Here is a 12890-nt window from a genome sequence, read left to right as displayed (position 1 = left end):
CCTCTAGCCCAGAGTAAGATGAGCCTGGGTTTGGTCGTTCCGCCGGGCTGGTCCTCGCCCAATTTCGCGGGCTCTGGCTCGGCGCAGATTCAAACCTGACTTCATCTTGCTCCAAAGACATGGAGCCCTGAAATGGCCCTGCCCGCCGAGAAACCGCAATCCGACGACGCCCTGCTCGATGCCTATTCGGCGACGGTCGCCGATGCGGTCGACCGCATTGGTCCGGCTGTCTGCCGCATCGAGCGCATCGGTGGTGCCGGCGGCCATGGCTCCGGCTTCGTCATCACGCCCGACGGGCTGGTGATCACCAACTTCCACGTCGTCGGCGACGCGCGCAGCGTGCGCGTCTCGATGCCGGACGGCGCCTCAAGAGAAGGCCACGTTCTCGGCCGCGACCCCGACACCGACATCGCGCTGGTGCGCGCCGACGGCAGCTTTGCCGATGTCGCGCCGCTCGGCGATTCCAAGCGTCTCAGGCGCGGCCAGATCGCCATCGCCATCGGCAATCCGCTCGGCTTCGAATGGACCGTCACCGCCGGTGTCGTTTCGGCGCTCGGCCGCTCGATGCGCGCCTCCACCGGCCGGCTGATCGACGACGTCATCCAGACCGACGCAGCGCTCAACCCAGGTAATTCCGGCGGACCGCTGGTATCCTCGGCGGGCGAAGTGATCGGCGTCAACACCGCCATGATCCATGGCGCGCAAGGCATCGCCTTCGCGGTTGCCTCCAACACCGCCAACTTCGTCATCTCGGAGATCATCCGCTTCGGCCGTGTCCGTCGCGCCTTCATCGGCGTTTCGGCGGATACAACCGTCCTGCCGCGTCGCGCAGCCCTGCTGTCACAGGTGTCGAGCAACACGGCCGTGCGCCTGCGCAGCGTCGAGAGGAACGGGCCGGCGGCCAAGGCCGGCCTCAGGGAAGGCGATATCATCGCCGCCATCGATGGCCGCCCGCTCACCGGCGTCGACGATCTGGTGCGCATGCTCGATGCCGAGCGCATCGGCCGCGAGACGCTGTGCACGGTCGTGCGCCGCTCCGGTGTCAGTCAGGTCACGGTGATGCCGGTGGCAAGGACTAGCTGAAGCGGCCCGCGCCGGTATTCTTTCGCCGGCGCTCCCTGGTTGCGAAGTCCTCTTTGCCGAGCGCCGGGCTCTACGGCCGCCGCCCTTCGACATATTGCGCCAGGAACTCCGGGCTCGGCGGGATCGGCTTGATCACGTCGATCAGCACGCCATTGGGATCCCTGGTGATGAAATGGCGCTGGCCGAAGGGCTCGTCGCACAAGGACCGCAGGATCGGCAGGCCGGCGGCGGTGACCCGCTCATAGACGGCATCGGGGTCCCTCACCTCGAAATTGATCAGCAGGCCCGAGGTGCGGCCCCGCCCCTTCTCCGGGATCGTTTCATGGTCGCCCTGGACGATGCCGAGATTGACCCGGCGGTCCTCGGCCGAGCGCAGATGCATGTACCAGTCGCTTTCAAACAGCGGCCTGAAGCCGAAGTGCTCGATGTAGAAGGCCGTCGTGCCGGCCACGTCGCCTGTCATCAGCACCGGGTAATAGCTCGTCGTCTTCATCTTTCCTTTTCCTGTCGAATAACATACAGTCTGCATGCAAATTGAAATAACATACAGGCTGCATGTATGCAATGGGATTCCGCGCGCCGCTCTAACCGTGACCGCACCGAAGCGACGCGCGCCGACCTGATTGCTGCCGCGCGGAAACTGTTCATCGAAAAATCCTATGCCGAGACCGGCACACCCGAGATTGTCGCTGCTGCCGGCGTCACCCGCGGCGCCCTTTATCATCACTTTGCTGACAAACAGGCGCTGTTTGCCGCCGTCGTCGAACAGGAGGCGGCGGCCGTCGCCGCCGAGATCGAGCGCGCCTCGCCGCCCTCATTGTTTCCGCGTGATGCGCTAGTTGCCGGCTCGGACGCCTATCTCGCAGCCATGCGCGCGCCCGGCCGCGCGCGGCTCTTGCTGCTCGACGGACCGGCCGTGCTCGGTCGCGGCGCCATGGACGAGATCGACAACCGCCACGGCAACCGTTCGCTGCGCGAGGGCCTCGTTGCAGCTATGCGCTCGCAGTCAATGGCGAGGTTGCCGGTGGAAGCGCTGACCGCGTTGCTTGCCGCCGCCTTCGATCGCGCAGCGCTCGCCATCGAGGTGGGCGCCTCGCCCGAAGACTATCGCACCGTTCTCATGGCGCTTATCGATGGACTGTCGCCGGTTCCTCATCCGGCACCTGGCCCGGCTCGAACTCGTTGAAGCAGCCGAGCTGGCGCTTGAACTGGTCGATCAGCCAAGCAGCCACCGGCTTCGGGCTGCGGTCGCTGCGATGCATGGCAAACAGCGGCGAACGCACCTCGCTGAACGGCTCCAGATCGAGTTCCACCAGCCGGCCACTCGCCAGATCGTCAGCAATCAGCCAGCGCGGCAGCCCGCCCCAACCCAGCCCCTCGCGCATCAGCATATGCTTGGTGCGCAGGTCCGTCAGCCGCCAGGTGCGGTAGGCGAAGACGCCAAAGTCGCGCCCCTTGGTGCGTTCGGACTGGTCGGTGACAACGAGCTGGGTGTGTTCGCGCACATCCTCGATCGCCACCGGCTTCGGCAGCAGCGCCAGCGGGTGGCTGGGCGCGGCAGCCAGCACTATTGACATGAAGCCGATGCGCACAAGGTGGACGTCGACCTCGCCCAGCAGGCCGCCGACACCGAGATCGGCCTGCCCGCTGACGACATGATCGGGGATCAGGCCGAGCGTGCCGATATGCAGACGCAGCATCACGGTCGGAAACTGCGCCTCGAATGCCTTCAGCACCCGCACCAGCACCGGTGAGGGCAGCGCCGCATCGACCGACAGCGCCACTTCGGCCTCCAGCCCCTGATTGTGGCCGTCGACGCGCGAACGGATGCGCTGCAGCACACCGGTCATGCGCCGCGCATCCTCCAGCATCGCCCGGCCTATCTCGGTCAGTTGCGGCTCACGCGTGCCCTCGCGCTCGAACAGTTTCAGGCCGAGCTGCACCTCGAGATTGGCAATGCCGTAGCTGATGACGGACTGCGCCCGGTTGAGCTTGCGGCCGGCGGCCGAGAAACTGCCGGTTTCGGCGACCGTCACAAAAATCTGAAGTTGGTCGAGTGTCGGATTGGGCTGCATCGCCATATCCAATTTATAGATGGAACATATAGAAAATATACCAGTTTTTCCAATGGATCGATAGTCCCATATTTTGCGGGACAATTCATTCCAACCCTGGAGAGCCCCATGTCCATCCTTCTTGTAACCTCAAGCCCGCGCGGCGCCGCCTCGCACTCGACCCGTATCGCCACAGAATTCGCCGAGAAGCTCGTCGCCGCCGATCCTTCGAACACGCTGGTCGTGCGCGACCTCGTCGCCAACCCGCTGCCGCACATCGACGCCGACTATTCGACCGGCATCTATACGCCGGCTGAGGCCCGCACGCAGCGTCAGGCCGAAGTTGTCGGCGTCTCCGACGCCGTGCTCGACGAACTGTTTGCGGCCGACACCATCATTCTGGCCACCGGCTTCATCAATTTCGGCATCTCCTCGACGCTGAAATCCTGGGTCGATCACGTTGCCCGCTCCGGCAAGACTTTTGCTTATGGCGAGAACGGCCCGAAAGGCCTCGTCACCGGCAAGAAGGTCTACATCGTGCTTGCCTCGGGCGGCATCTATTCCGAAGGCGCGGCCGTCCAGTTGGATCACGCCATTCCTTACCTGCGCAGCGTGCTCGGCTTCATCGGCATGACCGATGTTGAAGTAATCCGCATCGAAGGCGTCGGCATGGGCCCTGATGCTGTCACCGCCGCTCTGGCCAAGGCGACAGCCAAGGTCGATGCCGTGGTGGCCGCGACTGCAGGCGAACAGGCTGCGGCATAAGCCACCAGTCGTCGGCTATCAAAAACCAATAAGGCAAGCGCTTGATACGGCGCTTGCCTTATTTCGTTTTTATGGGAGCGACCGAAGCGGGCAGGTCTCAGCCAAAGATCTTCTCGCCCTGTTCATCGACCAGCTGAATGCCCTTCTTGATCGAGATGTCGACGGCGTCGTCTAGGCCGGCAAAACGGTCGGCGCGGATGAACCTGTGTTCCTTCGTCACGCCGTCGATTTCCTTCGAAACCACGCCGCAGGTCTGGTACTGGCCGTCCGCCTTGTAGGGCGTGGCGCTGATCAAAAAACCCTTGTGCTCGATCTGCTTTGCCGGTGCGGCTGTCTTTGGCTCGCCTGGATCGCCGCCGCCGAAAAGACGTTTCAGAAAAGACATGGGGTATCCTCCAACGGCAACAATCCTGCATCACATAGCGCGGTGCAGGATGATTTTCAGTACCGATCCTTGGCCGCGCGGGCAAGCGTCTGGCCTATCCAACGAGCGGCTCAGCGGCGCGACAGCGCTTCCAAGGCTTCGGCGGTATCTTCCAGGATGCTCATCGCCTGGGCCTGCTTCTCTTCAGATGCATCAACGATGTCGCTGAGCGCTGCGCGCAACCGGTGACGCACGGCACGGAAGGCGTCGCGCTTTTCCGAACGGCCGCGGCCGCGCCGTCCGCCGTCCTCGCCCTCGTCGTTCCAGCCGAACCAGTCGCGCGCCTTCGCCATCTTGCGGCCGAAACGCTCGAGATGGTCGAGCACATGGTCGATCATCTCGCGGTTCTCGTCGAGATGCGCCTGCCCCGCCCCGGTGATCGAAAACACCTTCTTGTTGCCTTCCGTCACCGAGACGGCATAGCCGGCCTCTTCCAGGAAGGTCAGCGTCGGATAGACTACACCCGGGCTCGGGCTGTAGACGCCGCTGGTGCGCTCCTCCAGCGCCTTGATGATGTCGTAGCCGTGGCGCGGCGCCTCGGCAAGCAGCGAAAGCGTGATCAGCTTGAGATCGCCGTCAGCGAGCATGCGCCCGGCGCGGAACATGTCGCCCGGCCCACCGCGTCCGCCACCCCTCATGCCATGTCCGAACGGGCCGAACCCGCCGCCACGGCCGCCGACCCTGCCGGCCATATGCATGAAAGCGCGCTCGGCGCGCTCGCCAAAATGATGATGTCCGTGCATCGTTTACTCCTTGAGTTATGTCTTACGATATATCTTAATTAAGTGCTCCTGGAGCTCGAGTCAAGATATATCTTACGATGTATCTGTAGATGGCGCCAGCAGGATTGAATTCGCCGGCGCCGGCAGCTAGAAGGCGCGCGAGGGTCGAAGACCGCTCCGTAAGCGTCTGCCGTCAAGCAACGCATCCAACCCGGTCTTTCCGGGCAGTTTGAATCGCCGAAACCGGCGAATGGATGCCAAATGCGACGGACCGGATGCTTCAGGGAAAATTCTCACCCGTAAGCGCAGGAGGCTTCCTGCGCGTTATGCCGCGATCGTCAGCCCGCTGGTGCTGTCGTTGCTGATGACCTTCATCGTTTCGTTCATCTCGACGTTGAAAAGCCTCGGTTTCCAGCCCAGCCTGCCGGCCATGTGGCTGACCGCCTGGGGTCTGTCCTGGCTGGTGGCGTTTCCGACGCTGCTGCTGGTGCTGCCGGCAGTGCGCCGCATTGTCGACTGGCTGTGCGAGCCCGCAGCCCGATAGTAAGCCACAAAAGGCCCGGAGCCGGCTCCGGGCCTTTCAACGAAGGCTCGTCGGACTGCCTACCAGCGACCCTTGCGCCGGTTCCAGGCGTAGAGAAGATCGGCAAAGCGATCATAGGCAAGGCGCGTCAGCGGCAGGATGACGGGATTGCCGAACAGCGTCGCCAGCCAGCCCTCGCCCGGCGTCGTGCGCAAGACGGCAACCGCGACGTCGGCGCCGACCAGCAGTCTGCCGCCCGCGTCGGTTGCATGCAGGCGACGACGGATATCCTCCAGCAAGACGCCGTATCCGGCCAGTGCCGCCGGTTCGGAATTGATGTCGCGAAATTCGATCCGCCCGGCTTTGATCGCCTCGATCAGCCGTCGTTTCTGCCGGCTGATGCCGGCATCGCAGACCGGGCAGCGCGTGTTGTACCAGACAGTCAGCAGCGGCTTGGGCATGTGTTGTGCGACGTGAAGGACCACGGAACTATCCGGGAAATGCCGCTATCCCGCAACATGTCGCATCGGCCAGTGCGCGTGTCCACGGTTTGAAAAAATCAGAAATCGTAGCCGAACCGCTCGAGCGAGAGGAGCATTTCTCCTCAATATCGGCAGGCCGGGCGCCGTCAAGACGGCGCCCGACTGCCGGCGGTCCAGGATTCCTGGACTTTCTCGATCGCTCAGACGCTCAAATTGCGCGTAACGCCTCACCCAAGCGAGGTGATGATCTCGCGGTAGGCATCCTCCGGGAAAGCCTTGAGTGTTCGTGTCCTGACGTTGCCAGCCATCGCCAGCATCAGCGAGAAACGAGCCAAGACGGCATCGTCGGGCGCTTCGACCACTGCCACCATGTCGCAATCGCCCATAGTGAGATAAAATGCCTTAAACGACCCGCCCATGTCTCCCAACAGCTTCTTGGCAGCATCGAGCCGCTTCGGCGACTCGCGCACATTTTTGGCGCCCTGCTCCGTCCAGTTGATCAGCACGATGTATGTTGTCATGACATACCTCCCTCCGGAGCCACGGAGCACGGCGGCTACGCCGGGGCGGGCATCCGGGTTTGTCGCCCTAAAATGCATCCGATGCGAAATTATCCTCCCGAAGGGTACGCGCCGCAAGAGCGGCAGCATCGGCAGACAGACCGATCCCTGTGTCACGCACGAAAAAGGGCGCCATCGGCGCCCTTTCGATTGCCCATGCCGTTGCCGGCCCTCAGCTGTCGAGGAAACTGCGCAGCTTGCGCGACCGGCTCGGATGCTTGAGCTTGCGCAGTGCCTTGGCTTCGATCTGGCGGATGCGCTCGCGGGTGACCGAGAACTGCTGGCCGACTTCCTCCAGCGTGTGGTCGGTGTTCATGCCGATGCCGAAGCGCATTCTGAGCACGCGCTCCTCACGCGGCGTCAGCGAGGCCAGCACCCGCGTCGTCGTCTCGCGCAGATTGGCCTGGATCGCCGCGTCGATCGGCAGGATCGCCATCTTGTCCTCGATGAAATCGCCGAGATGCGAATCCTCCTCGTCGCCGACCGGCGTTTCGAGCGAGATCGGCTCCTTGGCGATCTTCAGCACCTTGCGCACCTTTTCCAGCGGCATGGCGAGCTTTTCCGCCAGTTCCTCCGGCGTCGGCTCGCGGCCGATCTCGTGCAGCATCTGCCGCGAGGTCCGCACGATCTTGTTGATCGTCTCGATCATGTGCACCGGGATGCGGATGGTGCGCGCCTGGTCGGCAATCGAGCGGGTGATCGCCTGCCGGATCCACCATGTTGCGTAGGTCGAGAACTTGTAGCCGCGGCGGTATTCGAATTTGTCGACGGCCTTCATCAGGCCGATATTGCCTTCCTGGATCAGGTCGAGGAACTGCAGGCCGCGGTTGGTGTATTTCTTGGCGATGGAAATGACGAGACGCAAATTGGCCTCGACCATTTCCTTCTTGGCGATCGCGGCCTCGCGCTCGCCCTTCTGCACCTGGTTGACGATCTTGCGGAATTCCTGGATCGAGATCGCCGTTTCGGTGGCGAGGTTCTGGATCTCGGCACGCAGGTCGCGGATCGCGTCCTTTTCGTTTTTGGTGAATTCCTTCCAGCCGCGCGAGGTCAGATTGGCGATCGAGCGCGTCCAGTTCGGATCGAGCTCCGAGCCCTGATATTCCTTCAGGAACTCCTCGCGGCGCACGCCGTAGCTTTCGGCCAGCCGCAACAGCTTGCCCTCGTTCTGCACCAGCCGCTTGTTGATGTCGTAGAGCTGCTCGACCAGCGCCTCGATGCGCGCCGTGTTCAGCGACAGCGACTTCACCGCCTTGATCAGCTGGTCCTTCAATTCCTTCAGCCGGCGGTCCTGGCTGGGCGACAACGTGCCGGCGGCGGCCAGCCGATTCTCAACCTGCTGGTCCTGCAGCTTCCTGAGTTTCTTGTAGGTGTCGGCGATGACGTCGAGCGTCTCCATCACCTGCGGGCGCAGCTCCGCTTCCATCGCCGCCAGCGACAGGCTCGCCTCGTCCTCGTCTTCCTCGTCGTCGTCCGTCAGCCCGCGGGTGTCGCCGCCGACATTGGTGATGTCGTCCTCGTCCTCGCGCGAACGGCGCGGCTTTTCCTCGACCTTGGCTTCCTCGATGCGCTCGACCACCGGAGCCTGCTTGGCTTCCGGCCCGGCATAGGTCGCCTCGAGATCGATGATCTCGCGCAGCAGGATCTTCGATTCGTTGAGCTCGTCGCGCCAGATGATGATGGCCTGGAAGGTCAGCGGGCTTTCGCACAGCCCCGCGATCATCGTCTCGCGACCGGCCTCGATGCGCTTGGCGATCGCGATTTCGCCCTCGCGCGACAGAAGCTCGACCGAGCCCATCTCGCGCAGATACATGCGAACCGGATCGTCGGTGCGATCGGTCGGCTCTTTCTTGGTGGTCGTGGTGGCAACCGCCGTGCCGGTCTGCTCGGCCAGCTCGTTGGCGTCTTCCTCGGCGTCGGCAGCCGCGTCGGCGGCTTCGGGCTCCTCGCCCTGCTCGTCGTCCTCGACCACGTTGATGCCCATGTCGGAGAGCATGGCCATCGTGTCCTCGATCTGCTCCGAGGTCACTTCCTCGGAGGGCAGCACCGAGTTCAACTCGTCCATGGTGACATAGCCGCGCTTCTTTGCGGCCTTGATCATCTTCTTGACAGCATCATCGGAAAGGTCGAGCAGAGGGCCATCGGTGGCGCCTTCGCGTTCGGTCTCGACCTCTTCCTTTTCCTTTGTCGCCATTCTTCATTTTCTCCAAGCGGCTGAATATCAAAGCCGCGTAAGTTGCCGGGACCGGTCAAATCGAATGCGCTCGCTTCAAAACGCGCTTCACCGGGCCAGTAACTGCATCTCTTTAAGTCCAGATTAACCCTGATATCTGTAGCAGGCCTATTGCCTGTCCAGTGACCAGTGCCTCACATCGCTGCATTTCCATCGACGCCAGCGCGGGTTAACGTTTCGAATCGTCGTCCTGATTCCGTCATTCTGCCAGAAGGTCAAGCGCCTCTCGCATGATTCGCATGAAAAAAGCGAATCAATTACCCGACTTAGAGCGAGGGATGCCCTATTCGGCGCGCAAGCACGTTCCTAAATTTCACTCTTGCGTAAGCTTTGCCCTACACGCGCCCAGCTCTGCCCGAGGACACGCCGAACCCTTCGATCAGCGCTTCCGTCGCCTGCACATCACGAAATTGCGCCTGAATCTCGACGAGATGCCGGTAATTTTCGTCTGTGGGATCGCTAGCGAGCGCCGCTTCCGCCTGTTTCAGCTCCTTATGTAAGGTGCGCGCGCTGCGCTGCAAGTGCAGCGCCTGACTGAAGGCGTCGCGGGCATCGTCGAGTGCTGCGGTTTCCAGCGCCGGCCATTGCCGCGCCCGCTTGATCAGCGCCACCGCACGCTCCCAGACTTCGCCGCAGCCGGCCCGCTCGATCGTCGCGATCACTGCGTTGCGGTCGTTCGCCATATCATGCGCCATCGCGTCCAGGATGGCAGCGTGCAGCCGCCTCAGATCGGTGTTGGCAAGGTCGAGGAACTCGACATGCGCGAAATTCTCGTCGATCAGCGCCGGATGGTTGACGAGCGCCACGATGATCGTTGCCTCGCGCACCGACATCCCCTCGCCACCGCGCTTGACCAGCGCCGAACGACCGAGGCTTTCGGTGATCGCTGTGCGCCCGCCCGCTGCGCCACCGCGCGCGAACTGGCCGCCCGGCGCCGCGGCTTTGCCGTGGAAGCGCTCGCCCGGCCGCCCGGCCTGACGCCCTTGGCGCGCCCCGCGCTGGGCGCCGAAAAAACTCTGAACCCGTTCGCGCATCTCCTGTTGGTAGTGATAACGCAGGCTCTCGTCGCGGATGCGGCTGGTCAGCTCGCGCAGCGTCTTTTCGAGCTCCGCCCGCCGCTCCGGCGTATCGAAGACGCCGCCGGCCGTCTCGCGCATCCACAAAAGGTCGGCGAGCGGCCGCGCTTCGGAAAGCACGGCGCGGAACGCGTCTGGCCCTTCGGTTCTAACCAGATCGTCGGGATCCTTGCCTTCGGGCAGCAGCGCGAAGCGTGCCGAGCGGCCTGGCTGAACCGCCGGCAGCGCCATGTCGGCGGCGCGCCACGCCGCTTTCAACCCGGCCTGGTCGCCATCGAAGCACAGCACCGGCTCGCCGGCCATCCGCCACAGCAGTTCGAGCTGGTTTTCTGTCAGCGCGGTGCCAAGCGGCGCCACGACATTCTCGAAACCGGCCTGCGCCAGCGCGATCACGTCCATGTAGCCCTCGACGGCGATGACGGTGCCGCCCTTGGCCAACGCCTTGCGGGCGCGGGCAAAATTGTAGAGCACGTTGCCTTTGTGGAAGAGCTCCGTGTCGGGCGAGTTCATATATTTGGCAGGCGCATCCGGCGCCAGCGCCCGCCCGCCAAAGGCGATGATCTTGGCCCTGGAATCCGGGATCGGGAACATGATGCGGTCGCGGAACCAGTCATAGGAAACCGGGATGTCGTCGCCGTGGCGCACCAGCCCGCAGGCTTCGATGTCGGCCTTGGGGACACCTTTGGCGGCAAGATGCTCCTTCAGCGCGTTGCGGCTGTCCGGCGCATAGCCGAGCCGGAACGACTGCTGCGTCGCCGGCGTCAGTCCGCGGTCGCGCAGATAGGCGCGCGCCTTCGCCCCGTCGGCGCTCTGCAGCCGCTCCTGGAAGAAGCCGGTCGCCATCTCCATGACGTCGGTCAGGCTGGCGCGTTCCTTTTCGCGCCGCTCCTCATTGGCATCGCGAACCGGCATCGGCACGCCGGCCATGTCGGCGATCTTCTCGACCGCTTCGGGAAAGCTCATCCCGTCGAGCTCGGTCAGGAACTTGAAATGGTCGCCCGAAACCGAGCAGCCGAAGCAATGGTAACGGCCCTTCTTGTCCTCGCAATGGAAGGACGGGCTCTTTTCGCCATGGAATGGGCAGCATGCCCAATAGTCGCCACGCTGCGCGTTGGTCTTCTTCCTGTCCCACGCGACGCGCTGGCCGATCACTGATGAAATCGGCATGCGGTCGCGTATCTCGTCGAGGAAGGCGGGTGGAAAGCGCATGGAGAACGGCTCGTTTGTCCTCCATATAATCACGCCGGCAGAGCACGACGACTCCTAATGCCGGCCATACCCGGTTTTCACAGGGCAAAAGAGAAGGCGGCCGTTGCGGGCCGCCTTCTCTTTCATGTCCCGGCATGATGGGGTGGACGGCCCCCGAAGCGGCATCGATGTGCCAGATTGAGGTCGCATAGAACGTCAATCGAAGGAGCCGTCCGTGGAGCAGATTACGCGCATTTTCATTGATACGTCGAAGAGTATTTTCCAGTTGCATGGCGTGAACGCGGCTGAGGAGCCGGTGGTTCGCCGCAAGCTTCGTCGCGGCCAGATGGTGGAGTTTTTCGCCCGCCTGGAGCCTGTGGTCGTGGGGCTGGAGGCCTGCGGGGCCTCGCACTATTGGGCGCGAGAGCTCAAAGGCCTGGGCCATGAGGTGCGGCTGGTCGCGCCGCAGCACGTGAAGATTCCATGAGGAGGAGACGCGCGCGCCTAGCTCTGGAAGAGTTGGGTCGCTCACTTTCTCGATGGAGACCTTTGCCATGCAGACTGCCAGAATGACCACCGCACATACGATTGCGACCGTTGAGTGCGGCGCGATTTTCGTTTCTCTGGAGCTCAGCCGCTCGACGTGGCTGGTGACCACCCTTGCGGCCCCCGTGGGGTCCAAGCTGTCGAGGCATCAGGTGCGGGGTGGGGATATGCCGGGGCTGCTGGAGCGGTTTTCGGATCTGCAACGCCATGTCCACCGCCGGACCGGCCGGATTGTCCCAGTGATCGTGATCCAGGAAGCCGGACTGGACGGGTTCTGGATTCACCGCGCCCTGGTCGCGGAAGGGATCGAGAGCCACGTCGTTGACCCAGCTTCGATCGCGGTTTCGCGCCGGCATCGCCGCGCCAAGACAGATCGGATCGACGGGGAGGCGCTTGTTCGCACACTCATGGCGTGGAAAAGGGGCGAACCGCGGGTCTGTTCGATGGTTTGCGTACCGACACCGGAAGAAGAGGATCGTCGGCGGCTTTGCCGGGAACTGAAGACTCTGATCGGAGAGCGTATCCGTCATGTAAACCGGTTGAAGGGTCTGTTCTTCGCGCAAGGGATCGGCGGGTACGAGCCTCGGAACAAGGACCGCCGGGAGCGCCTGGAGGCTCTGCGCACCGGAGACGGGCGGCCGCTTCCGAAACATCTCAAGACGCTGGCCCTGCGCGAGCTGGAAGTCATCGAGCTGCTGAACCGGCAGATCGAGGCCGTGAAGGCGGAGCGTGATGCGCTCTTGGAGGAGGCTCCGGCCGCCGGTTCCGCACTGGAGCCGGTTCGGATGTTGCTCGAGCTCAAGGGCATTGGCCCCGGTTTTGCCGGCGCCTTGTGGTCCGAAGGCCTGTTCCGGAACTTCGCGAACAGGCGCCAGGTCGCGGCCTATGCCGGTCTTGCGCCCACGCCCTGGAAGAGTGGCACGATCAACCACGAACAGGGTGTCTCGAAGGCGGGCAATCCCCGTTTGCGCGCCATTGCCGTGGAAATGGCCTGGCTCTGGCTGCGGCATCAGCCGGGTTCGGCGCTTGCATGCTGGTATCACGAGAGGGTCCGCCGGTTCGGCCCACGCACCAGGAAAGTCACGATCGTCGCTCTGGCGCGCAAACTGCTTGTCGCTCTGTGGAAGTACGTCACCGGCGGTGTCGTGATCGAGGGCGCCAGAATGAAGGCCGCCTGACCGCCACCCGGAAAACTGAAACCAATTCCACCGGAACCCGATCAGTTCCGGCGGAT

The 12890-nt window shown here is 63.4% G+C and carries 13 protein-coding genes and 1 pseudogene; 6 read left to right on the top strand and 8 right to left on the bottom strand.

The window, feature by feature from the left end:
• Positions 1 to 132 precede the first annotated feature (132 nt).
• On the top strand, positions 133 to 1083 hold the full coding sequence (locus EN859_RS21655) for a trypsin-like peptidase domain-containing protein (RefSeq protein ID WP_127854784.1): 951 nt from the start codon (positions 133 to 135) through the stop codon (positions 1081 to 1083).
• A gap of 70 nt (positions 1084 to 1153) precedes the next feature.
• Here the strand turns inward: EN859_RS21655 and EN859_RS21650 are convergent, their stop codons facing one another.
• A complete protein-coding gene (locus EN859_RS21650; RefSeq protein WP_127854783.1) occupies positions 1154 to 1576 on the bottom strand; it encodes a VOC family protein in 423 nt (140 codons plus the stop codon).
• Between the two features lie 66 nt (positions 1577 to 1642).
• Between EN859_RS21650 and EN859_RS21645 the strand changes: the two genes are divergently transcribed.
• Positions 1643 to 2269 carry a TetR/AcrR family transcriptional regulator gene (locus tag EN859_RS21645; RefSeq protein ID WP_127854782.1) on the top strand — a complete coding sequence of 209 codons (627 nt, stop codon included), beginning with the start codon at positions 1643 to 1645 and terminating at the stop codon, positions 2267 to 2269.
• On the opposite strand, the gene EN859_RS21640 is transcribed toward EN859_RS21645, so the two are convergent.
• Complete coding sequence (locus EN859_RS21640; protein WP_127854781.1) at positions 2211 to 3158, bottom strand: LysR family transcriptional regulator; 948 nt, start codon at positions 3156 to 3158, stop codon at positions 2211 to 2213. The genes EN859_RS21645 and EN859_RS21640 overlap by 59 nt on opposite strands.
• 108 nt (positions 3159 to 3266) lie before the next feature.
• Here EN859_RS21640 and EN859_RS21635 point away from each other — a divergent pair, with 108 nt between their 5' ends.
• The gene (locus tag EN859_RS21635) at positions 3267 to 3902 is read left to right on the top strand and encodes an FMN-dependent NADH-azoreductase (RefSeq protein ID WP_127854780.1); all 636 of its coding nucleotides are present in this window, start codon (positions 3267 to 3269) and stop codon (positions 3900 to 3902) included.
• 97 nt (positions 3903 to 3999) lie between these two features.
• On the opposite strand, the gene EN859_RS21630 is transcribed toward EN859_RS21635, so the two are convergent.
• A complete protein-coding gene (locus EN859_RS21630; protein WP_127854779.1) occupies positions 4000 to 4287 on the bottom strand; it encodes an HlyU family transcriptional regulator in 288 nt (95 codons plus the stop codon).
• Positions 4288 to 4397: 110 nt separating this feature from the next.
• Positions 4398 to 5069 carry a PadR family transcriptional regulator gene (locus EN859_RS21625; protein ID WP_127854778.1) on the bottom strand — a complete coding sequence of 224 codons (672 nt, stop codon included), beginning with the start codon at positions 5067 to 5069 and terminating at the stop codon, positions 4398 to 4400.
• 229 nt (positions 5070 to 5298) lie between these two features.
• On the opposite strand from EN859_RS21625, the gene EN859_RS21620 reads away from it, so the two are divergent.
• The gene (locus tag EN859_RS21620) at positions 5299 to 5592 is read left to right on the top strand and encodes a DUF2798 domain-containing protein (RefSeq protein WP_127854777.1); all 294 of its coding nucleotides are present in this window, start codon (positions 5299 to 5301) and stop codon (positions 5590 to 5592) included.
• A gap of 59 nt (positions 5593 to 5651) precedes the next feature.
• Here the strand turns inward: EN859_RS21620 and EN859_RS21615 are convergent, their stop codons facing one another.
• The 4 genes from EN859_RS21615 to dnaG all read right to left on the bottom strand — a co-directional run bounded on the left by EN859_RS21615 (position 5652) and on the right by dnaG (position 11131).
• Positions 5652 to 6032: a DCC1-like thiol-disulfide oxidoreductase family protein gene (locus EN859_RS21615; RefSeq protein WP_245525651.1), complete on the bottom strand. Its 381-nt coding sequence runs from the start codon at positions 6030 to 6032 to the stop codon at positions 5652 to 5654.
• A 248-nt stretch (positions 6033 to 6280) separates the two neighbouring features.
• On the bottom strand, positions 6281 to 6574 hold the full coding sequence (locus EN859_RS21610; RefSeq protein ID WP_127854776.1) for a GYD domain-containing protein: 294 nt from the start codon (positions 6572 to 6574) through the stop codon (positions 6281 to 6283).
• Positions 6575 to 6785: 211 nt separating this feature from the next.
• Entirely contained in the window at positions 6786 to 8807 is a 2022-nt protein-coding gene (gene rpoD / locus EN859_RS21605) for an RNA polymerase sigma factor RpoD (RefSeq protein WP_127854775.1), read from the bottom strand.
• A gap of 374 nt (positions 8808 to 9181) precedes the next feature.
• Complete coding sequence (dnaG, locus tag EN859_RS21600) at positions 9182 to 11131, bottom strand: DNA primase (RefSeq protein ID WP_127854774.1); 1950 nt, start codon at positions 11129 to 11131, stop codon at positions 9182 to 9184.
• A gap of 214 nt (positions 11132 to 11345) precedes the next feature.
• Between dnaG and EN859_RS21595 the strand changes: the two are divergent.
• A pseudogene (locus EN859_RS21595) lies at positions 11346 to 11588 on the top strand (IS110 family transposase); the annotation flags it as partial.
• 91 nt (positions 11589 to 11679) lie between these two features.
• Complete coding sequence (locus EN859_RS21590; RefSeq protein ID WP_127854835.1) at positions 11680 to 12834, top strand: IS110 family transposase; 1155 nt, start codon at positions 11680 to 11682, stop codon at positions 12832 to 12834.
• Positions 12835 to 12890 lie beyond the last annotated feature (56 nt).

The sequence above is a fragment of the Mesorhizobium sp. M00.F.Ca.ET.216.01.1.1 genome, from assembly GCF_004010325.2.
Lineage (GTDB): Bacteria > Pseudomonadota > Alphaproteobacteria > Rhizobiales > Rhizobiaceae > Mesorhizobium.
Note: the sequence above shows the minus strand (reverse complement) of the source record. Positions and strands in the feature narration are given on the sequence as shown.

Bases quoted from the DNA above. Each gene is read 5' to 3' on its own strand.
- EN859_RS21655 (WP_127854784.1), top strand. From the start codon at position 133: ATGGCCCTGCCCGCCGAGAAACCGCAATCCGACGACGCCCTGCTCGAT.
- EN859_RS21620 (WP_127854777.1), top strand. From the start codon at position 5,299: ATGGATGCCAAATGCGACGGACCGGATGCTTCAGGGAAAATTCTCACC.
- EN859_RS21640 (WP_127854781.1), bottom strand. From the start codon at position 3,158: ATGCAGCCCAATCCGACACTCGACCAACTTCAGATTTTTGTGACGGTC.
- EN859_RS21590 (WP_127854835.1), top strand. From the start codon at position 11,680: ATGACCACCGCACATACGATTGCGACCGTTGAGTGCGGCGCGATTTTC.
- dnaG (WP_127854774.1), bottom strand. From the start codon at position 11,131: ATGCGCTTTCCACCCGCCTTCCTCGACGAGATACGCGACCGCATGCCG.
- rpoD (WP_127854775.1), bottom strand. From the start codon at position 8,807: ATGGCGACAAAGGAAAAGGAAGAGGTCGAGACCGAACGCGAAGGCGCC.
- EN859_RS21630 (WP_127854779.1), bottom strand. From the start codon at position 4,287: ATGTCTTTTCTGAAACGTCTTTTCGGCGGCGGCGATCCAGGCGAGCCA.
- EN859_RS21650 (WP_127854783.1), bottom strand. From the start codon at position 1,576: ATGAAGACGACGAGCTATTACCCGGTGCTGATGACAGGCGACGTGGCC.
- EN859_RS21645 (WP_127854782.1), top strand. From the start codon at position 1,643: ATGCAATGGGATTCCGCGCGCCGCTCTAACCGTGACCGCACCGAAGCG.
- EN859_RS21635 (WP_127854780.1), top strand. From the start codon at position 3,267: ATGTCCATCCTTCTTGTAACCTCAAGCCCGCGCGGCGCCGCCTCGCAC.
- EN859_RS21625 (WP_127854778.1), bottom strand. From the start codon at position 5,069: ATGCACGGACATCATCATTTTGGCGAGCGCGCCGAGCGCGCTTTCATG.
- EN859_RS21610 (WP_127854776.1), bottom strand. From the start codon at position 6,574: ATGACAACATACATCGTGCTGATCAACTGGACGGAGCAGGGCGCCAAA.
- EN859_RS21615 (WP_245525651.1), bottom strand. From the start codon at position 6,032: ATGCCCAAGCCGCTGCTGACTGTCTGGTACAACACGCGCTGCCCGGTC.